A 19,086-nucleotide genomic window follows, 5' to 3' on the forward strand; every position below is an offset into this window, starting at 1 on the left:
ACCATGGGTTGCCTCACCAGGGGTTACTTCCGGGCTGGACGGCGGTGCCGGCCTCGCGCCGGCGGGTCTGCTCGGCGATGATCCGCAAGCGGACGAAGCGGCCGGGATCGTCGGTCAGGGTCGCGAGCCAGTGCCGGTCGGGGCGGATCTCCCGCGCCTCGAAGCTCTTCGAGACCCGGCGCACCTCGCGCTCGATCACCTCGGACACGCTGGCATTGCCGCCGCCCTGGCGCCCGCCGCCCTCCGCGTCGCTGGCCGAGCCGCGGGCCTGGCCGCGGCCGGGATCGACCGCCCGCTGCTCGGCCCGACCGGTGCGGGCGGCCTTGGAATTACCGGGTGAGTCGGCGGCCGAGGAGGCCTCGCGGTGGCCGGCGAGGCCGTCGCCGGTCGAGGCGGTGCCGGGATCGTTCGCGTCGGATTCGGTCTTGGTGGCGTAGCGGGTGGCGGCGTCGGCCTGGGCGTTCGCCTGACCGGCGGTCCGGCCGCCGGGGGCGTCCGGCGTGTCGAGGAGACGCGCGATCAGTTCCCGATTCGCCTTGGCATCCTCGTCCGCCGGGTCGCGGGCGAGCGCCGCGTCGAAGGCGGCGAGTGCCCCTTTCAGGTCGCCGGCGAGCGCCAGCGCGTTGCCGCGGTTGTAGGGCGATGTCGAAAAGGCCTCGGCGGCGTCCGCGTAGCGCCCGGCGGCGTAGAGGGCGGTGCCGCGCCAGTCCGGATCGTCGCTGACGCGCGCCGCCAGCCCCGGCAGGCCGGCCCCGAGGAGCAGGCGGGCGAGGGCGGCGGGCTCGACGGCGAGCCCCATGAGCGCGACGGCACCGGCGGCGAGGAGGAGTGTCCGCATCAGGCGCTCCGCCGGAAGAGCAGCAGGACCGGCAGCAGCGCGAGGCCGGCGAGCCAGCGGCCGAGATCCTGCCAGGCCAGCACCGTGTAGCCGCCCTCGGTGAGATGGCGGGCGACCGTCTCGGAGACGGCCGCCAGGACCGGGGCCGGCGCGTCGAGGCTGCCGGCGCTGCCGCCGGCGAGGGAGGCGAGACGGGCGAGCCCGGTTCCGTCAGGCCGCGGCGCGTCTGGCGGCAAGGCGGGGCCCCCTGGCACCAGCACGGTATGCAGCCGGTGGCCCTCGTCCCGGAGCATCGCCGCCTCGCGGGAGGTGGCGTCGTCGAGGCCGCCGCCGTCGCTCACCAGCACCACGTCGCCGGTCACCACCGCGCCCTCGGCAAGCGTCCGGCGGGCGAGCGCCAGGGCGCGGGCCGGGTGGCTGCCGCGGTCCGGTACGGTGGCCCCGTCCAGCGCGAACAGGATGGTGCTGAGGCTGTCGCGGTCGGTGGTCGGCGTCGCGACGAGATAGGCGTCGCCCGCATAGGCGATGACCGCGACGGCCTTCGTGCCGGCGGCCTCGGCGAGACCCTGCGCCAGCGCCCGCGCTTCGCCGAGCCGCCCGCCCTCGGCGACCGAGCGCGACAGGTCGAGGGCGATGATCGTGGCGTCGAGGTTGCGGAACCCCGCCACCTCGCGGCGCTCCCGCGCCGGACCGGCAAGGCCGATGGCGACGAGGGCAGCGGCCAGCACCAGCAATCCCTGCCCGACGCGCCGCCCCGGCCGCACCGCGCCGCGCGCCGCGAGCGCCGCCATCAGGTGCGGGTCCACCGCCTTGGCCCAGTCGCCGAGGGGCGCGGAACGGTGGGCGGCACGCCAGGCGAGCAGCCCGAGGAGCGGCAGGGCGAGGAGCCACCAGGGGCGGAGCATGGTAAAGGCCTCGGTCACGCCGCCCTCCGGGTGAGCAGGAGCACGAGGGCCGAGAGGAGCGCCACCCCGCCCGGCCACGGCCAGAGGTCGCGGCGCAGGGGCACCGGCGGCGCCCGGTCGCGCCCACCCTCCAGGGCGTCGATGCTGTCGGCGACGCCCTGGAGGTCTTCGGTGGTGCGGACGCGAAAGAATCGACCGCCGCTCGTCGCGGCCACGTCGCGGAGCGTCTCCGAATCGACCACGTCCTGCTCGCCGTTGGCGTCGGCGAGGTCGCGAGGGCCGAGCGCGATGGTGTGGACGCGGATGCCGAGGTCGCGGGCGAGCAAGGCCACGTCCCGCGGCGTGGTCTGGCCGGCATTGTTGGCGCCGTCGGAGAGCAGCACGACCACCTTGGACGGGCCCGGCAGGGCGTTCAGGCGCTTGAGGGCGAGCCCGAGCCCGTCGCCGATGCCGGTCGAGCGGCCGACGAGGCCGATCTGCGCCTCCTCCAGCGCCCGGGCGACGGCCCGCGTGTCGAAGGAGGGGGCGGCCGCCACGTCGGCCTGATCGGCGAAGATCACCAGGCCGACCCGGTCGCCGGCCCGGCGGCGGATGAACTCGGCCCCGACGCGCTTGACCGCCGCGAGCCGCGAGGTGGTGCGGCCGTCGAGCGAGAAATCGATCCGCTCCATGCTGCCCGACAGGTCGAGGGCGAGCACGATGTCCCGTCCTGAGGCCGGGAGCGCCGCGCCGGGCAGGACCAGCCGCGGGCCGGCGAGCGCCGCCACCAGGGAGACCCAGAGCAGCCAGGTGAGCGCCGCGCGCCCGCGCACGCCGACGGTGAGCGGCCCGCCGCGGTCGAGCCCGGCCACCAGCGAGGACGGCACCGCCAGCGCCCCGCTGCCGCCCGGCCGCGGCGGCAGGAAGCGCGCGGCCAGCAGCGGCAGCGGCAGGAGCAGGCCGGCGAGGGGAGCGGCAAAATCGAGGGAGGCGAGACCGGCCATCGTCGTCAAGCCCGCAAGCCCGCGAGGACCCGGGCGAGGCCGGCTTCCGCCGCGCCGAGATCGGGCGCCGGGCCCGGGGCGTAGAGATCGTGGCTCAGCGCCCGGCCGGGACCGCTGTCGAAGAAATCGGTGCCGAGACGTGCATCGAGCCCCGCCGCTCCCTCGACCCCGAGGCTGCGGGCGAGCCGCCGGCTCAACCGCGCCAGCGCCACGCGGCGCTCCTGCGGCGGCAGGGCACGGGCGGCGGCGAGGTCGGCCAACGCCGCCTGGCGGATCGGGCGGGCGCGCCAGCGCGGCGTCAGCCAGGCGGCGAGGCCGGCCAGGGCCAGGCCGAGGGTGACGGCGGCCAGGATCTCGGGCCGGATCCAGCCCGGATCGGGCGGGGCGTGCAGGCCGCGAAGGCCGGCGAGGGTCGCCTGGATGGACTGTGCCCCCTCACAGCACGGCATCGAGCCGCTCCATCAGGGGGGCGAACCCTTCCGGTCCGATCTCGGTGTCGAGGCGCAGACCCGCGAGGCCGAGGCGGGTATAGGCCGCGAGACGATCCTCCGGCGCCGGGCGCGCCTTTCCGATCCGGGCCGTGCCGCGGCGCCCGTCCGGGGTAGCATAGGGATAGAGGCCGGGAGGGGGCGCGCGCTCGAAGGCGTCGCTCACCAGGATCAGGCTGAGGGAGACCCGCTCGGCGAGCGCCGCCGCGCTCTCCGAAAAGCCCTCGCCCGGAGCGTCGAGGGCGCTCGCCAGAACCAGGTGCCCGCCCGCCGGCAGCAGCGCGCGGGCTCGTTCCAGGGTCGGGCCCAGGGGCGGATCGAGGTGGGGCGCCGCCGCCAGGGCGCTCTCATGCGCCCGGGCGAGGCCCTGGCACAGGGCCGCCATGCCGCGCCCACCGGCCCGCGGCGGCAGGGCCACCGGCTCGGGGGCGGCGGCGCAGAGGCCGACCCGGCCGCCATCGCCGACGATGCGCCAGCCGAGCAGCACCAGCGCCTCCGCGGCGGCGACCGAGCGCAGGGCCCGGCGGGTACCGAACAGCATCGAGGGCCGGAAATCGGCCAGCAGCACCACGGCGCGGTCGCGTTCCTCGTGGTGGGTGCGCACGTGCGGCGTGCCGGTGCGGGCCGTGGCGTTGCGGTCGATGTGGCGCACGTCGTCGCCCTCGGCCCACGGACGCACGTCGTCGGGCTCGCTGCCGCGCCCGCGCCGCCGCGTGACGATGCCGCCGGGCAGCCCGGAGCGCGCCTTCGTGGTCGCCCCGGCGCCGCGGCGGGCGAGGTGGCGCAGGCCCATCAGCGCCCCGGCCTCGAGGGCGATGCCTGCTTGCGCGAGCGGATCCGTGCTGGGGAGCGGCCGTGCCACGGGAGACGAGATCCTCAGAGTTCAAGATCCTCAGAGCGGGTGCACCCGGTCGAGCAGGCCGGCCACCACGGCGCGAGCGGTCTGCCCCTCGGCGGCGGCGCGCCAGGTGAGGGCGAGGCGGTGGGCGAGCGCGTCGCCGGCGAGCGCCACGACGTCGTCCGGCACCACGTGGTCGCGCCCGTGCAGGTAGGCCCGGGCCTTGCCGGCGAGCATCAGCGCCAAGGTGCCGCGGGGCGAGACCGGATGCTCGATGGCGCCGCGCAGGTCGGCCGCCGCCGGCCCGCCGCGGGTGGCGGCGACGAGGCGGACCAGGAAGTCCTTCAGGGCCGGCGAGACATGGGTCTTGAGCGCGGCGGCGCGGGCGGCGCGCAATTCCTCGGCGGTCAGGCGCACCGGCATCGGCGCGGCTTCCGCGTTCATCTCGCCCTCGACGAGGTCGAGGATGCGGCGCTCGGACGCCTCGTCCGGCATCTCGACGACGACGTGAAGCAGGAACCGGTCGAGCTGCGCCTCCGGCAGCGGGAAGGTGCCGGCATGCTCGATCGGGTTCTGGGTTGCCACCACCATGAAAGGATCGGGCAAGGGGTGGGTGATGCCCGCCACCGTCACTTGGCGTTCTGCCATCGCCTCCAGCAGGGCCGATTGCACCTTCGGCGGCGCCCGGTTGACCTCGTCGACCAGCACCAGGGAATGGAAGAGCGGGCCCGCCAAAAACTCGAACCGGCCGCCGTCGGGCCGCCAGACCGTGGTGCCGGTAAGGTCGGCGGGCATCAGGTCGGGGGTGCACTGGATGCGGGCGAAGCCCGTATGGAGCCCGTCGGCGAGGCGCTTGACCGCCCGGGTCTTGGCGAGGCCCGGCGCGCCTTCGATCAGCAGGTGGCCGCCGGTGAGGAGCCCGATCAACAGCCGCTCGACGAGGCCGGACGCACCGATCAGGCCCGCCTCCAGGCCGGTCCGCAGGGCGTGGAGCCGCGCGCGCACCGGATCCTCGGCTCCCGCGATGCTGCGCATCGCGACCTGCTCAGCGCCTCGCGCCATTCGTTGCGTCTCCCCCATCGGGCCGGTGCTTCGCGTGCCGGCTTTTGGGGGATCAGGCCGTGTCTTTTCCGATGCGTCAATCCCGCGAGTGAGGCGGGTGGGGTGTGCTTAAGTCCGCGGTGGAGGGCGAGAGCGCCCGGCGCCTGGGATCAAACCTCATCAGGCTGGCCATGCGAAAGGCCGCCTGCAACCTTGAGCGATCAACCTGCAATATGATCCGACATATAGAAATAATATCTTTTAAAAAATGTCTTTTCAGGCACTCTATCTTGCAAATCTCGAGTGCCTGAAAATTCTCGTTCCGCATTCATCCAAGAAGGTCATGGATTATTTGCTCCGACCCTCAGGTTGGATTTTTGGAACCATTATACCAACGGCCTAAGATGCTGACGCATCAGACCGTTGACCATCTCGAATTTTCGACATCAAGCCAGAGGCTTGGCGAAAACTCGAGAACGGAACCAAAGGTCGTTTTCAACGACCGTTGGTATTAGCTAAGCGATAACCACCGCTCAACCGCACATGCGGCGATAGCGGCGGCAGTTGCCCTGCCCTTCCTCGCCGTAGACGTCCCTGTTCTCGCAACGGTCACGAAGCTCCCGACACATGCGGCGGTGGCGACGCTCGTCGCGCTCTTCGCGATAGCCTCGTCCGTCATCGATCTCCACGCCGCCAGGCCCGATCCGGATGCCCTGGGCAAAGCTAGGAGCACCGGACGTTATCAGCACGGCAGTCGTCGCGGCGGCGAACACCCATTTGCCCATGATAGACCCCTCCCTTTTTCGATGTTACATAAATCGGAGAGAGGAAACGGCTGAAGCTCAAAATGGTTCGAGAGCGTGCGGGCACGCCGCCTTGATTCGATGCATTTAAGAAATTTAGCTGTTAAGAGCGAGGTCGTAGGCAGAGCCTTCAAGCTACGGTGTTCGAGTCTTGCGTGCTCGCGTAGGCTCAGGGCCATGGTCCGTAAACCATCCTGAACGGCCCTCCACACGGTCAAGCTGAGCGGGATTGGCTGGCCCTCGCTCCCGACTTCACGCGGACGCGCGGGATCCTCTCTCACAAAGGAGAAGGGGGAGGGCGCTCCCAGACGGAGCGCCCCGGCCTGCGTCGCCGAATCCCGTTACACCGTCCAGGGCGCCGGCCGGTTCGGGCTGATCCCGTAGCGCGCCACGGCGTCCGCCACCTTGGCCCGGTCGAGATGGCCCTCGTCGGCGAGCGCCGCGAGCGCCGCCACCGCGACGTGGTGCCGGTCGACCTCGAAGAAGGCGCGCAGTGCGCTGCGGGTGTCGCTGCGGCCGAAGCCGTCGGTGCCGAGCGTCACGTAGCGGGCCTGGATCGCGGTCGCGATCAGCTGCGGGTAGGCGCGGACGTAGTCGGTGGCGGCGACGACCGGCGCGGAGCCGGACAGCGACTCCTCGACGAGGCTGCGCTTTGCCGGCAAACCGGGGTTCAGGCGGTTGATGCGCTCGACCTCGCGGGCCTCGCGGGCGAGCTCGCTGAAACTCGTGACGCTGTGGACCTCGGCGGCGATACCCCACTCTTCGGCGAGAAGCTTTGCAGCCGCGATGACTTCCGGCAGGATCGCCCCCGAGCCGAGGAGGCGAATAGCCGGCTCACCATTTCCGTAGCCGGCAAAACGATACATCCCCCGGATGATCCCGTCGCGTACGCCCTCCGGCATCGAGGGCTGGGCGTAATTCTCGTTCATCGCGGTGACGTAGTAGAACGCGTCCACGTCGCGCTCCATCATGTCGCGGGTGCCGTGATCGAGGATCACCGCCATCTCGTAGGCGAAGGCCGGGTCGTAGGCGCGGCAATTCGGGATCGTCGCGGCGACGAGGTGGCTTGACCCGTCCTGATGCTGCAAGCCCTCGCCGCCCAGCGTGGTGCGGCCGGCGGTGGCACCGATCAGGAAGCCGCGGGCGCGCTGGTCGGCCGCCGCCCAGATCAGGTCGCCGACGCGCTGGAAGCCGAACATCGAGTAGTAGATGTAGAACGGCAGCATCGCGAGGCCGTGGACGCTGTAGGAGGTCGCGGCCGCGGCCCAGGACGAGATGGCGCCGGCCTCGGTGATCCCCTCCTCCAGCAACTGCCCGTCGCGGGACTCCTTGTAGTAGAGCATCGAGCCGGCATCCTCCGGCTCGTAGAGCTGGCCGAGCGGCGAGTAGATGCCGACCTGGCGAAAGAGGTTGGCCATGCCGAAGGTTCGTGCCTCGTCGGCGACGATCGGCACGACGCGCGGTCCCAGTTCCTTGTGCTTGATCAGGCTGCTGAACAGCCGCACCGCCGCGGTGGTGGTCGACATCTCCTTGCCGTCGGCCTCGAGCGCGAAGCCCGCATAGGTGGAGAGGTCCGGCACCGCGACGTGGGCCGCCGTGCGCCGGCGCTTGGGCAGGAAGCCGCCGAGTTGTTCGCGCCGTTCGCGCAGGTAGCGCAATTCGCGGCTGTTCTCGTCGGGCTTGTAGAATTCCAAGCGCTCGACCTGCGCGTCGGTGAGCGGCAGGGCGAAGCGGTCCCGGAACGCCTTGAGGGCGTCGGTGTCGAGCTTCTTGGCCTGGTGAGCGGTCATGCGCGACTCACCCGCGCCGCCCATGCCGTAACCCTTCTTGGTCTTGGCCAAAATCACGGTCGGGCGGCCCTTGGTGGCCTTGGCGGCGGCGAAGGCCGCGTAGAGCTTGCGGAAATCGTGGCCGCCGCGCTTGAGCTTGTCGACGTCGGCATCCGACATGTGGGAGACGAGCGCCTTCACCTCCTCGTCCTCGCCGAAGAAGTGGGCGAGGTTGTAGGCGCCGTCCTTGGCCCCGAGCGTCTGGTACTTGCCGTCCACCGTGGCGGCGAAGCGGCGCAGCAGGGCGTGGTTGGTGTCGCGGGCGAAGATCGCGTCCCATTCCGAGCCCCACAGCACCTTGACGACGTTCCAGCCGGCGCCGCGGAAGACGCTTTCCAGCTCCTGGATGATCTGGCCGTTGCCGCGCACCGGCCCGTCGAGGCGCTGGAGGTTGCAGTTGATGACGAAGGTGACGTTGTCGAGCTTTTCGCGGGCGGCGAGCGTCAGGGCGCCGATCGATTCCGGCTCGTCCATCTCACCGTCGCCGAACACGCCCCAGACGTGCTGACCGGCCGTATCCGCGAGGCCGCGGTCGCTCAGGTAGCGCATGAAGCGCGCCTGGTAGATCGCGTTCATCGGCCCGATGCCCATCGAGCCGGTCGGCACCTGCCAGAACTCGGGCATCAGCCAGGGATGCGGATAGGAGCACAGGCCCTCGCCGGCGATCTCCTGGCGGTAATGCTTGAGGTTGGTCTCGGAGAGCCGCCCCTCCAGGAAGGCGCGGGCATAGACGCCGGGCGCCGAATGCGGCTGGAAGAACACGAGGTCGGCGCCGGCCCCGGTGGCGTCGCCGGCCTGGAAGAAGTGGTTGAAGCCGAGCTCGAAGATCTCGGCCGCCGAGGCGTAGGAGGCGACGTGGCCGCCGAGTTCGCCATAGGCCATGTTGGCCCGCACCACCATGGCCAGCGCGTTCCAGCGCATGATCGAGGTGATCCGCTCCTCGACCGCGAGGTCGCCCGGATAGGGCGGCTGCTTCTCGAGCGGGATGGTGTTGCGGTAGGGCGAGTAGGGCGGCGCCTCCTCGACGACGCCGATCTCCCGCGCCTTCTGCTCCAGCCGGTCGAGGAGGAAGCGGGCCCGGGCCGCGCCGCCGTGGCGCAGCACCGATTCGAGCGAGGCGAGCCAGTCCGCGGTCTCGGCCGGATCCGGATCGGCGACGCCGCGCGGCCCCAGGATGGCTTGCCCGTTTCCTGGCCCGTTTCCTGGCCCGTTCGAGCGGTCGTTCTCGTTGACCGGCATGGCCGGAATCGGCTTGGCGCTCGCGCTCATGGCCTTGTCTCCTCCCATCGATGGCGCCAGGATAATCCCCCGGTCGCGGCAGATGCTGCTTCGTTTGCCGCCGGTTCGACTGGAAGCGCAAAACATTTTCGCGAGACCGGGTTCACGCGGTCGATCTTGCCGCAACGTGGCGGCAGCGCCACCTATCCGTGCCGCCGTCGAGCCAGGTCCGGAATTCACCCGCCGGGTAGCGTCAATGGCACTTTTGTCCTAAGGTCCCGGGCAAAGTCGGACCGTGCGGGACCGGCCCTCCCGTCGATATTTCCTCGCCGAACCAGCTTCGGCAAGGGATCGGGGGTCGCCGGCCCGCTCGTGCCCGGATGCGCGGGAGCCTCCCACCGATGACCGCCGATACGGCCTCCAGCCTGCTCCAGACTCCCCTGCATGCCCTGCACCAGGAGGTCGGCGCCCGGATGGTGCCGTTCGCCGGCTACGCGATGCCGCTGCAATACCCGCTCGGGCTCCTGAAGGAGCATCTGCATACCCGCAAGGCCGCCGGCCTGTTCGACGTGTCGCATATGGGCCAGATCGCCGTGCGGGCCCGCTCCGGCGACCTTACCGACGCCGCCCGCGCCCTCGAGACGGTGCTGCCGATCGACGTTCTCGGGCTCAAGCCGGGGCGCCAGCGCTACGGCTTCTTCACCACGCAGGGCGGCGGTATCCTCGACGACCTGATGCTCGCCAATCTGGGCGACCACTACCTGCTGATCGTCAACGCCGCCAACAAGGCCGCCGGCCTCGCCCACCTGCTCGACGCGATCGGCACCGCGTGCACCGTCGAGCCGGTCGAGCGGGCGCTGATCGCGCTCCAGGGTCCGGGGGCGGAAGCGGCGCTTGCCCGCCACCTGCCGGCGGTCGCCGAGATGCGCTTCATGGATGCGCGCCCGATCGCGTTCGCGGGAGAGGAGGGCGTGGCGGTTCGCTCCGGCTATACCGGCGAGGACGGGTTCGAGATCGCCCTGCCGGCCGAATCCGCCTTGGCGCTCGCCCGCGCACTGCTCGCCGATGCGGAGGTGAAGCCGATCGGCCTCGGCGCCCGCGATTCGCTGCGCCTCGAAGCCGGCCTGTGCCTGCACGGCTCGGACATCGACCACGAGACCTCTCCGGTCGAGGCGGGCCTGTCCTGGGCGATCCCGAAGGTGCGCCGTCGCGGCGGAGCCCGGGCCGGCGGCTTTCCGGGGGCCGAGCGCATCCTGGCCGAGCTGGCGGATGGGCCGGCACGCCTGCGGGTGGGCCTGAAGCCGGAGGGGCGCACCCCGGTGCGAGCCGGTGCGGCGCTCTACGAGGCGGCCGACGCGCCCGAGGCGGTCGGCCGGGTGACCTCCGGCGGCTTCGGGCCGAGCCTGGACGGGCCGATCGCCATGGGGGTGCTGCCGAGTGCGCTCGCCATGCCGGGCATTCAAGTCTTCGCCGAGGTCCGCGGCCAGCGCCTGCCCTGCGCGGTGGTGCCGCTGCCGTTCCGCCCCGCCGGCTTCAAACGGTCCTGAGGAGAGGGAATTTTCATGCTGAAATATACCGACGAGCACGAGTGGCTGCGCCTGGAGGGCGACGTGGCGACGGTGGGGATCACCGACCACGCCGCCGAGCAGCTCGGCGACCTCGTCTTCGTCGAGCTGCCGAAGGTCGGCGCCACGCTGACCAAGGGCGCCGCCGCCGCGGTGGTGGAATCGGTCAAGGCGGCCTCGGACGTCTACGCGCCGGTCGATGGCGAGGTGACCGAGGTCAACGAGGATGCGGTGAGCAACCCGGAGAGCGTCGGCACCGATCCGCAGGGCGCCGGCTGGCTCTACCGCGTCCGCCTCAGCGACCCGTCGCAGCTCGACGGGCTGATGGACGAGGCGGCCTACCGCGCCTTAGTCGGCTGACGGGATTTCCGCTCGACCTGATCTGACACCAGTATAGCGCGGGATCCCCTCTCCCGAGTGGGAGAGAGGTAGGGGCGATCGAAGATCGCGCAGGGTGACACGCCTCCGGATGAAGCACTGAGCGTCGAGCTGCCAGCACGACGGTCTGAGCTTCACACTGAACCGTATCACCCTCACCCCCGGCCCCTCTCCCACACCTTGTCGCGATACCGGGCAAGCCCGGCATCGCCTGGAGAGGGGAGACGCGCTCCACCTTTCGAGCCGCTTCGCAACGGCTCCGACCGGGGCACCCCCTCATGCCGATGGACAAGTACGATCCCTACGACTTCGCCAACCGCCGCCATATCGGCCCGTCGGTGGAGGAGATCGCCCGCATGCTGGAGGTGGTCGGTTCCGAGAGCCTCGACGCCCTGATCGACGAGACCCTGCCGGCGGGCATCCGCCAGACGGAAGCGACCGAGTTCGGCGCCGCCCTGTCGGAGCGCCGGGCGATCGAGCGCCTGCGCGCCACCGCCAACAAGAACAAGCTCCTGACCTCGCTGATCGGCCAGGGCTATCACGGCACCACGATGCCGCCGGCGATCCAGCGCAACATCTTCGAGAACCCGGCCTGGTACACGGCCTACTCGCCCTACCAGCCCGAGATCAGCCAGGGCCGGCTCGAAGCGCTCCTGAATTTTCAGACCTGCGTCAGCGACTTGACCGGGCTCGACATCGCCAACGCCTCGCTCCTCGACGAGGCGACCGCCGCCGCCGAGGCGATGGGCATGGCGCGCCGGGTCGCGACGGCCAAGCCGGATGCGTTCTTCGTCGACGCGCAGTGCCTGCCGCAGACCATCGCGGTCCTGAAGACCCGGGCCGAGCCGTTCGGCTGGCAGATCGTCGTCGGCGATCCCTTCACCGATCTCGACCCCGCGAGCGTGTTCGGCGCGATCGTCCAGTATCCGGGCGTCGAGGGCGCGGCCCACGACTTCACCGACGTGTTCGCCAAGCTCCACGACGCGGGCGCCATCGCCGTGGTGGCGGCCGACCCGCTCTCGCTCACCCTCCTGAAGCCCCCGGGCGAGATGGGGGCCGACATCGCGGTCGGCTCGATGCAGCGCTTCGGCGTGCCGATGGGCTATGGCGGGCCCCACGCCGCCTACATGGCGACGCGGGACGCCCACAAGCGGGCTTTGCCCGGGCGCATCGTCGGCGTCTCGGTCGATTCCCGCGGCAACCGCGCCTACCGGCTCTCGCTCCAGACCCGCGAGCAGCACATCCGGCGCGAGAAGGCGACCTCGAACATCTGCACCAGCCAAGTGCTGCTGGCGGTCATCGCCTCGATGTACGCGGTGTTCCACGGGCCGCGCGGGCTCAAGGCGATCGCGATGCGCATCCACCGCGACGCGACCCGGCTCGCCGCAGGTCTCAACCAGCTCGGCTTCGAGACCCATCCGGACGCGTTCTTCGACACGATCACCGTGACGGTCGGGCCGTTCCAGGGCGTGATCCTGAAGAACGCCGTCGCCAACGGGATCAACCTGCGCAAAGTCGGCAGCGACCGGATCGGCATCACGGTCGACGAGCGCACCCGGCCCGACATCGTCGAGGCGGTGTGGCGCGCCTTCGGGGGCGATGCGCTCACTTACGACGAATCCTGGCCCGAGCCGCGCCTGCCGGCCGGCCTGATCCGGACCTCGGAGTACCTGACCCACCCGATCTTCCATATGAACCGGGCCGAGAGCGAGATGACGCGCTACATGCGCCGCCTCGCCGACCGCGACCTCGCCCTCGACCGGGCGATGATCCCGCTCGGGTCCTGCACGATGAAGCTCAACGCCACCGCCGAGATGCTGCCGATCTCGTGGCCGGAATTCTCGGAGCTGCATCCCTTCGCGCCGAAGGACCAGGCCGAGGGCTATGCCGAGATGATCGCCGATCTCTCGCAGAAGCTCGCCGACATCACCGGCTACGCGGCGATCTCGATGCAGCCGAATTCCGGCGCGCAGGGCGAGTATGCCGGCCTGCTCGCGATCCGCGCCTACCACCTGTCGCGCGGGGAGGGGCACCGGACGATCTGCCTGATCCCGTCCTCGGCCCACGGCACCAACCCGGCCTCGGCGCAGATGTGCGGCATGACCGTGGTGGTGGTCGGGGCCGACCGCAACGGCAACGTCGACGTGGCCGATTTCCGCGCCAAGGCCGAGAAACACGGCCAGAACCTCGCCGCCTGCATGATCACCTACCCGTCCACCCACGGGGTGTTCGAGGAGGCGGTGCGGGAGATCTGCGACATCACCCACGCCCATGGCGGCCAGGTCTATCTCGACGGCGCCAACCTCAACGCCCTGGTCGGCCTCGCCCGGCCGGGCGATATCGGGGCCGATGTCAGCCACATCAACCTGCACAAGACCTTCTGCATCCCGCATGGCGGCGGCGGGCCCGGCATGGGACCGATCGGCGTCAAGGCGCACCTGATCCCGTTCCTGCCCGGTCACGTGGAAACCGACGGACGCGAGTTCTCGGTCTCGGCCGCGCCTTTCGGCTCCGCGGCGATCCTGCCGATCTCCTGGAGCTATTGCCTGCTGATGGGCGGGCGGGGTCTCACGCAAGCCACGCGCATCGCGATCCTCAACGCCAACTACATCGCCAGGCGCCTCGCCGGGGCCTACGACGTGCTCTACACCGGCACCCACGGAAGGGTGGCGCATGAGTGCATCATCGATGCCCGCCCGCTGATGAAGAGCGCGGGCGTCAGCGTCGAGGACATCGCCAAGCGGCTGATCGATTGCGGCTTCCACCCGCCGACGATGAGCTGGCCGGTGGCCGGCACCCTGATGATCGAGCCGACCGAGTCCGAGACCAAGGGCGAGATCGACCGTTTCTGCGACGCCATGCTGGCGATCCGCGAGGAGATCCGAGCGATCGAGGAGGGCCGGATGGACCGGGCCGACAACCCGCTCAAGAACGCACCCCACACCGTCGAGGACCTGATCGGCCCCTGGGAGCGGCCCTATTCCCGCGAGGCCGCCTGCTTCCCGGCCGGCGCCTTCCGGGTCGACAAGTACTGGCCGCCCGTCAACCGGGTCGACAACGCCTATGGCGACCGCAACCTCGTCTGCGCGTGCCCGCCGGTGGAGAGCTACATGAAGGCGGCGGAGTAACGAACGAAGGGCGGCCGTTTCGCATGGCCGCCCGCTTCCTTTGGAACTTGAATATAGATCGTTTTTACGCGATTTTACATTTCAAACGATCAATAACTAAAATAACAAAGCGTGGTATTTCCTCTCCGGGCAAGCCCGGCATCGCCTGGAGAGGGGGAGATCTGCTCTACCCTTGTTTAGACAAATCGAACGGAAACCGTCTCACCCCGCCTCCCCGACGTAGTCCCGCCAGATCGCCTTCTCCCCCAACCCCGCCGCGAAGGCCGTGTGCGCCGCCAGCTCGGCCTCGGTGAGGCGGCTGCGGGTCGGGCGGGGGCCGTGCTCGACGGGGGCCGCACGCAAGCTCGGGCCGGCCGGGCCGGCCACGCTCTCGACGGTCAGCCCGAGCGTCGTCTGCTTGCCGCCCAACAGCTCGATATAGACCTCGGCGAGGATCTGCGAGTCGAGGAGCGCGCCGTGCTTGGTGCGGCGGGAATTGTCGATGCCGTAGCGCGAGCACAGCGCGTCGAGGTTGTTGGCCGCCCCCGGATGCTTGCGGCGGGCGAGTGCCAGGGTGTCGACGACGCTGGCCAGTTCGATCAATGGCGGAGACTTGTCGCCGAGGCGCGCATATTCGGCGTTGAGGAAGCCGACATCGAAGGCGGCGTTGTGGATCACGAGCGTCGCGTCGCCGCAGAACTCCAGGAAGTCGGGCAGGATCTGCGCGAAGAGCGGCTTGTCGGCCAGGAAGGCGTCGGACAGGCCGTGGACCCGGAACGCGCCCTCCGAGACCGGCCGCTGCGGGTTGATGTAGCGGTGGAACTCGCGGCCGGACGGGATGTGGTTGAGAAGCTCGATGCCGCCGATCTCGATCAGCCGGTCGGTCTTGGCGTCGGTGCCGGTGGTCTCGGTGTCGAGGACGATCTCGCGCAGCATCCTGCGGCTCCCATGAGAGAGGTCTTTCGACCGGTATAGCGACGAAGCGTTAACCGGCCCGCCTCGCTGCCGCGGCGGCGATCACCGCGTCGACCTGCGCCTCGGCATGGGGGAATCCGCGGTCGGTCTCGATCAGGAAGTCGGCGCGCCGGCGCTTCTCGGCGTCGGGCATCTGCTTCATGAGGATCTGCGCGAAGGCGTCCTCGGTCATGCCGGGGCGGGCGAGCACCCGGGCGCGCTGCACCTCGGGCGGAGCGGTGACGACCGCGACGGCGTCGCACCTCGCCTCGCCGCCGGTCTCGAACAGCAGCGGCACGTCGAGCACCACGAGCGGCGCAGCGGCGTGGCTGGCGAGGAAATCGTCCCGCGCCCGGCCCACCAGGGGGTGCACCAGGGATTCGAGGAGGCGCAAGCGTTCGGGATCGCCGAGCACCGCGGCACGCAGGGCGGCGCGGTCGACCGAGCCGTCGGGAGCGAGCGTCCCGGGGAAAGCCTCGCCGATGGCCGCCGCCGCGGCCCCGCCAGGCCCGTAGAGGGCGTGCACGCAGGCATCGGCGTCGTGGACCGGCACCGAGCGGGCCCGGAACATCGCCGCGGTGGCGCTCTTGCCCATGCCGATCGAGCCGGTGAGGCCGAGGACGAAGGGCCGGCTCATCCGTGGCTCCCGAGATCGGCGACGATGCGGGCGCGCAAGGCCGGCGTCACGTCGGGCGTGCGGCCGAACCAGAGGGAAAATCCCGGCACCGCCTGGTGCAGCAGCATGCCGAGTCCGTCCACCACCGGCAGGGCCCGGGCCCGGGCGGCGGCGAGGAGCGGGGTCTCGAGCGGCACGTAGACGATGTCGGCCACCGCCGCCGCGCCGGGCAGCGGCGCGAGGTCGAGGGCGAGCGCGTCCTGCCCGGCCATGCCCAGCGCCGTGGTGTTGATGAGGAGCCCGGTCTCGGGGAGGAGCGACGGCACCGCGGTCCAGGGAACGGCGGTGATCCGGGCAGGATCGAGGGCGGTCAGGCTCTCGGCGCGCTCGGCGCTGCGGTTCGCCACGATCAGGCGGTCGAGGCCGCGTTCGAGGAGGCCGACCAGGATCGCGCGGGCCGCCCCGCCGGCCCCGAGCACCAGGGCGGCGCGGCCATCCGCGACGCCCGTCGCCTCCGGCCAGCCGGCGCCGAGGCTGGCATCGAGATGGGCCAGAAAGCCCGGCGCGTCGGTGTTGTCGCCGTGCAGGCGCCCGTCCTCGAACCACAGCGTGTTGACCGCGCCGATCCGCTCAGCCCGCGGAGTCAGAACCTGGGCGAGGCGGAACGCCGCCTCCTTGTGCGGGATCGTGACGTTGCCGCCGACGAAGCCCACCTCGCGCAGGGACCGGACGAAGGCCGGGAACGCATCGGGATGGATATCGATGCGCTCGTAAGTCCCGGCCAGGCCATGCTCGGCGAGCCAATGGCCGTGGATCAGCGGCGAGCGCGAATGGGCGATCGGGTGGCCCACCACGAAGGCTCTGGGGTGCGGGGTCGTCATGGGGAAGCCAAGTTTCGGACAGTTCGAATGTGTGTCGCGGGTGGGATGGAAGAGGTTCGCATGACGCCGCCGGTCCAAGTCGGAGCGCGCCTTCAGAACGCCAGCAACCCCCGCCCGCGCAACCGCGCGAGCAGCGGCAGCAGCGGCAGGCCCAGGATGGTCGAATGGTCGCCCTCGATGCGGTCGAACAGGTGGATGCCGACGCCCTCGATCTGGTAGGCGCCGACGCTGCCGGTGACGGCGGGGCCGGCGGCGTCGAGATAGGCGGCGATCCCCGCCGCATCGAGCGGCCGCATCGTGAGCCGCGCGGTGACGACGAAGACCTCGGCCACCGCGCCGTCGAGCGCCAGCGCCACGGCGGAGTGGAGCGCGTGGGTGCGCCCCTGCAACCGCGCGAGATGGGACGCGGCCGCCGCGCGGTCGGCGGGCTTGTGGAGGACCGTGCCGTCGAGGTCGAGCACCTGGTCGGCGCCGATCACCACCCGGTCGGGCGCCCGGCCCGCGACAGCCGCCGCCTTGGCGGCGGCCAGGCGCTCGGCGAGGTTTTCAGGGGACAAGCCCTCGGCCGCCGCCTCGACGGCGCGCTCGTCGACGCCCGGCGACCGGGTCTCGGGGGCGAGCCCGGCGGCGGCGAGCAGCCCGCGCCTTGTCGGGCTGGTCGAGGCGAGGAGGAGCGGCGCGAGGCCGCGCCAGAGCGGGGAAGCGGGGGAGGTCGTCATTCTAGTCGGCGATGAACTTCAGCCGGTGCTCGCGGTGGAGGTCGACGATCGCCGCCGCCGTCTCCTCGATCGAGCGGCGGGTGACGTCGATCACCGGCCAGCGGTTGCGGGCGAAGAGCCGGCGCGAGGTGGCGATCTCGTTCGCCACCGCCTCGCGGTCGACATAGGAGGAGGAATCGTCGGCCTTGAGGCTGAGCAGGCGGTTCTGCCGGATCTGGACGATCCGCTCCGGCGAGGCGATCAGCCCGACGATCAGCGGCTGGCGCAGGGTCTCGAGGATGGCCGGCGGGGGCACGCCGGGGATCAGCGGGATGTTGGTGGTCTTCAGGCCGCGATTGGCGAGGTAGATCGCCGTCGGCGTCTTCGAGGTGCGGCTCACCCCGAGCAGGATCACGTCCGCCTCGTTGAGATCGTGCGGCAGGTTGCCGTCGTCGTGGGCGAGCGTGAAGTTCATCGCGTCGATGCGCTTGAAATACTCCGCGTTCAGCATGTGCTGCGCGCCCGGCCGCGCCGTCGAGTGGGTGCCGAGATAGGCTTGCAGCAGCCGGTGCACCGGCTCCAGCACCGAGAGGGCCGGCGAGCCGGTGGCCCGGCAGGCCTCCTCCAGCCGCTCGGTCAATTCGCGCCCGACCAGGGTGTAGAGGACGATGCCGGGCGCCTGCTCGATCTCGTTGATCACCCGTTCGAGCTGGGTGCCCGAGCGCACGAGGGGATAGACGTGCTCGATCGCCGAGACCCCCTCGTACTGGGCCGCCGCGGCGCGGCCGACATTGATCAGGGTCTCGCCGGTGGAATCCGACACGAGGTGGAGGTGGAAGTAGCTGCGGACCACGCGGGCTCCCCGGGCTCGCCGCGGGCGCGGCAGACAGGCCGATTCCGGCGCCCAGTGTGTCGTCCACCGATCGGCCGCGCGGAGTCGATCAGTGTGGATAATGCGCCGACGAAGCGAGGTCCAGGCGCGAGGCCTGTGGGTTAACGGCTCCGCGGCTCAACAGGCCGGCCGTTAACACTCGTGGCGGGCCGCCCGTGGGAGAATCCGGGACGTGGGACGCCCGAGTCGAGTCCGACGGGGCGCAAGCCCCTCGCGACTCTCGTGATCCTTCGACAATGGAGCAAATCTGTTAAAGGCCTCTTAACGCACCGGCGGTGGGGACGGGCTGTGGACGGGGCTGGGGCCCCGCGATGCCTGCCTCTAGAAGAAAAAACAGATTCCTAGAATCTCTCTTTTCTTTTCAGAGGCCTGGGTGGGGACGGCGATCGCCAGGGTCGCGACCAAGCGTCGGGCTGGCGCCGGGAGGCGGTTCTCGGCATAGGGAAGCGAGCCGCCGGCGTGGCGCGAGCTTCAAGATTTCAGGTTTTCGGGGGGCGGAGAATGAGCGGAACCGCGGGAGCCGGACGGGGGGCCGCTGAGCGGCCGATCCTGCGGGTGCTGAACGGCGAGGCGCTCTCGCCGCCGCCGGCCTGGATGATGCGCCAGGCCGGGCGCTACCTGCCGGAATACCGGGCGGTGCGGGCCGAGGCCGGCTCCTTCCTCGACCTCTGCTACAACCCCGACTTCGCCACCGAGGTCACCCTCCAGCCGATCCGCCGCTTCGGCTTCGAGGCGGCGATCCTGTTCTCCGACATCCTGGTGGTGCCCCACGCGCTCGGCCAGGACGTGCGCTTCGTGGAAGGGGAGGGGCCCCGCCTCGACCCGCTGGCCGGCCGGCGCGAATTCGACGCGCTGATCGAGGCGGGCGACCCGCGGGTGATGCGCCATCTGGCACCGGTCTTCGAGACGGTCGGGCGCCTGCGGGCGGAATTGCCGGCCGAGACGACCCTGCTCGGCTTCTGCGGCGCGCCCTGGACCGTGGCGAGCTACATGATCGGCGGACGCGGCACGCCGGACCTAGCCCCCGCCCGGGCGCTCGCCGCCCGCGACCC

17 protein-coding genes are annotated in these 19,086 nt (G+C 71.0%); 4 read left to right on the plus strand and 13 right to left on the minus strand.

Going from position 1 to position 19,086, the window contains the following annotated elements:
* Window positions 1-13: 13 nt before the first annotated feature.
* The 8 genes from VQ03_RS05260 to mdeB form a co-directional block, all read right to left on the minus strand.
* Window positions 14-838, minus strand: coding sequence for a hypothetical protein (locus VQ03_RS05260; protein ID WP_048449815.1), 825 nt, complete (start codon window positions 836-838; stop codon window positions 14-16).
* Window positions 838-1,761: a vWA domain-containing protein gene (locus VQ03_RS05265; RefSeq protein WP_048449816.1), complete on the minus strand. Its 924-nt coding sequence runs from the start codon at window positions 1,759-1,761 to the stop codon at window positions 838-840. Before VQ03_RS05265 ends, VQ03_RS05260 begins: the two co-directional genes overlap by 1 nt.
* Complete coding sequence (locus tag VQ03_RS05270) at window positions 1,758-2,726, minus strand: VWA domain-containing protein (protein ID WP_048449817.1); 969 nt, start codon at window positions 2,724-2,726, stop codon at window positions 1,758-1,760. The genes VQ03_RS05265 and VQ03_RS05270 overlap by 4 nt, the downstream gene beginning before the upstream one ends.
* 5 nt (window positions 2,727-2,731) lie before the next feature.
* On the minus strand, window positions 2,732-3,175 hold the full coding sequence (locus tag VQ03_RS05275) for a DUF4381 family protein (RefSeq protein ID WP_048449818.1): 444 nt from the start codon (window positions 3,173-3,175) through the stop codon (window positions 2,732-2,734).
* Window positions 3,162-4,007, minus strand: a complete 846-nt coding sequence (locus VQ03_RS05280; RefSeq protein WP_083467791.1) for a DUF58 domain-containing protein — start codon at window positions 4,005-4,007, stop codon at window positions 3,162-3,164. Before VQ03_RS05280 ends, VQ03_RS05275 begins: the two co-directional genes overlap by 14 nt.
* Before the next feature lie 99 nt (window positions 4,008-4,106).
* Complete coding sequence (locus VQ03_RS05285; RefSeq protein WP_245291974.1) at window positions 4,107-5,087, minus strand: AAA family ATPase; 981 nt, start codon at window positions 5,085-5,087, stop codon at window positions 4,107-4,109.
* A gap of 539 nt (window positions 5,088-5,626) precedes the next feature.
* Entirely contained in the window at window positions 5,627-5,878 is a 252-nt protein-coding gene (locus tag VQ03_RS31590) for a hypothetical protein (RefSeq protein ID WP_083467788.1), read from the minus strand.
* A 359-nt stretch (window positions 5,879-6,237) separates the two neighbouring features.
* The gene (mdeB, locus tag VQ03_RS05290; RefSeq protein WP_083467792.1) at window positions 6,238-8,964 is read right to left on the minus strand and encodes an alpha-ketoglutarate dehydrogenase; all 2,727 of its coding nucleotides are present in this window, start codon (window positions 8,962-8,964) and stop codon (window positions 6,238-6,240) included.
* A 380-nt stretch (window positions 8,965-9,344) separates the two neighbouring features.
* Here mdeB and gcvT point away from each other — a divergent pair, with 380 nt between their 5' ends.
* From gcvT to gcvP, 3 genes are all read left to right on the plus strand, one after another.
* Entirely contained in the window at window positions 9,345-10,490 is a 1,146-nt protein-coding gene (gene gcvT, locus VQ03_RS05295; protein WP_083467789.1) for a glycine cleavage system aminomethyltransferase GcvT, read from the plus strand.
* A 15-nt stretch (window positions 10,491-10,505) separates the two neighbouring features.
* Entirely contained in the window at window positions 10,506-10,868 is a 363-nt protein-coding gene (gene gcvH / locus VQ03_RS05300) for a glycine cleavage system protein GcvH (protein ID WP_048449822.1), read from the plus strand.
* A 296-nt stretch (window positions 10,869-11,164) separates the two neighbouring features.
* Window positions 11,165-14,014 carry an aminomethyl-transferring glycine dehydrogenase gene (gene gcvP, locus VQ03_RS05305; protein WP_048449823.1) on the plus strand — a complete coding sequence of 950 codons (2,850 nt, stop codon included), beginning with the start codon at window positions 11,165-11,167 and terminating at the stop codon, window positions 14,012-14,014.
* A 201-nt stretch (window positions 14,015-14,215) separates the two neighbouring features.
* Here gcvP and dnaQ read toward each other — a convergent pair whose 3' ends face one another.
* From dnaQ to VQ03_RS05330, 5 genes are all read right to left on the minus strand, one after another.
* Complete coding sequence (gene dnaQ / locus VQ03_RS05310; RefSeq protein ID WP_048449824.1) at window positions 14,216-14,929, minus strand: DNA polymerase III subunit epsilon; 714 nt, start codon at window positions 14,927-14,929, stop codon at window positions 14,216-14,218.
* Between the two features lie 49 nt (window positions 14,930-14,978).
* Window positions 14,979-15,584, minus strand: a complete 606-nt coding sequence (gene coaE, locus VQ03_RS05315; RefSeq protein WP_048449825.1) for a dephospho-CoA kinase — start codon at window positions 15,582-15,584, stop codon at window positions 14,979-14,981.
* Window positions 15,581-16,444, minus strand: coding sequence for a shikimate dehydrogenase (locus VQ03_RS05320; RefSeq protein WP_048449826.1), 864 nt, complete (start codon window positions 16,442-16,444; stop codon window positions 15,581-15,583). Before VQ03_RS05320 ends, coaE begins: the two co-directional genes overlap by 4 nt.
* Before the next feature lie 92 nt (window positions 16,445-16,536).
* Window positions 16,537-17,163 (minus strand): Maf family protein, encoded by a 627-nt coding sequence (locus tag VQ03_RS05325; RefSeq protein WP_048449827.1) that lies wholly within the window; start codon window positions 17,161-17,163, stop codon window positions 16,537-16,539.
* A 1-nt stretch (window position 17,164) separates the two neighbouring features.
* A complete protein-coding gene (locus VQ03_RS05330; RefSeq protein ID WP_048449828.1) occupies window positions 17,165-17,995 on the minus strand; it encodes a pyruvate, water dikinase regulatory protein in 831 nt (276 codons plus the stop codon).
* 540 nt (window positions 17,996-18,535) lie between these two features.
* Between VQ03_RS05330 and VQ03_RS05335 the strand changes: the two genes are divergently transcribed.
* A partial coding sequence (locus VQ03_RS05335) for a uroporphyrinogen decarboxylase family protein (protein WP_048449835.1) occupies window positions 18,536-19,086 on the plus strand: 551 nt, incomplete at its 3' end.

Source organism: Methylobacterium tarhaniae (assembly GCF_001043955.1).
GTDB classification, from domain to species: Bacteria; Pseudomonadota; Alphaproteobacteria; order Rhizobiales; family Beijerinckiaceae; genus Methylobacterium; species Methylobacterium tarhaniae.

Excerpts from the sequence above, each read along its gene's own strand:
- VQ03_RS05260 (WP_048449815.1), bottom strand. The coding sequence starts at position 838 with ATGCGGACACTCCTCCTCGCCGCCGGTGCCGTCGCGCTCATGGGGCTC.
- VQ03_RS05270 (WP_048449817.1), bottom strand. The coding sequence starts at position 2,726 with ATGGCCGGTCTCGCCTCCCTCGATTTTGCCGCTCCCCTCGCCGGCCTG.
- VQ03_RS05275 (WP_048449818.1), bottom strand. The coding sequence starts at position 3,175 with ATGCCGTGCTGTGAGGGGGCACAGTCCATCCAGGCGACCCTCGCCGGC.
- VQ03_RS05280 (WP_083467791.1), bottom strand. The coding sequence starts at position 4,007 with ATGGGCCTGCGCCACCTCGCCCGCCGCGGCGCCGGGGCGACCACGAAG.
- VQ03_RS05285 (WP_245291974.1), bottom strand. The coding sequence starts at position 5,087 with ATGCGCAGCATCGCGGGAGCCGAGGATCCGGTGCGCGCGCGGCTCCAC.
- VQ03_RS31590 (WP_083467788.1), bottom strand. The coding sequence starts at position 5,878 with ATGGGCAAATGGGTGTTCGCCGCCGCGACGACTGCCGTGCTGATAACG.
- mdeB (WP_083467792.1), bottom strand. The coding sequence starts at position 8,964 with ATGCCGGTCAACGAGAACGACCGCTCGAACGGGCCAGGAAACGGGCCA.
- gcvT (WP_083467789.1), top strand. The coding sequence starts at position 9,345 with ATGACCGCCGATACGGCCTCCAGCCTGCTCCAGACTCCCCTGCATGCC.
- gcvH (WP_048449822.1), top strand. The coding sequence starts at position 10,506 with ATGCTGAAATATACCGACGAGCACGAGTGGCTGCGCCTGGAGGGCGAC.
- gcvP (WP_048449823.1), top strand. The coding sequence starts at position 11,165 with ATGCCGATGGACAAGTACGATCCCTACGACTTCGCCAACCGCCGCCAT.
- dnaQ (WP_048449824.1), bottom strand. The coding sequence starts at position 14,929 with ATGCTGCGCGAGATCGTCCTCGACACCGAGACCACCGGCACCGACGCC.
- coaE (WP_048449825.1), bottom strand. The coding sequence starts at position 15,584 with ATGAGCCGGCCCTTCGTCCTCGGCCTCACCGGCTCGATCGGCATGGGC.
- VQ03_RS05320 (WP_048449826.1), bottom strand. The coding sequence starts at position 16,444 with ATGACGACCCCGCACCCCAGAGCCTTCGTGGTGGGCCACCCGATCGCC.
- VQ03_RS05325 (WP_048449827.1), bottom strand. The coding sequence starts at position 17,163 with ATGACGACCTCCCCCGCTTCCCCGCTCTGGCGCGGCCTCGCGCCGCTC.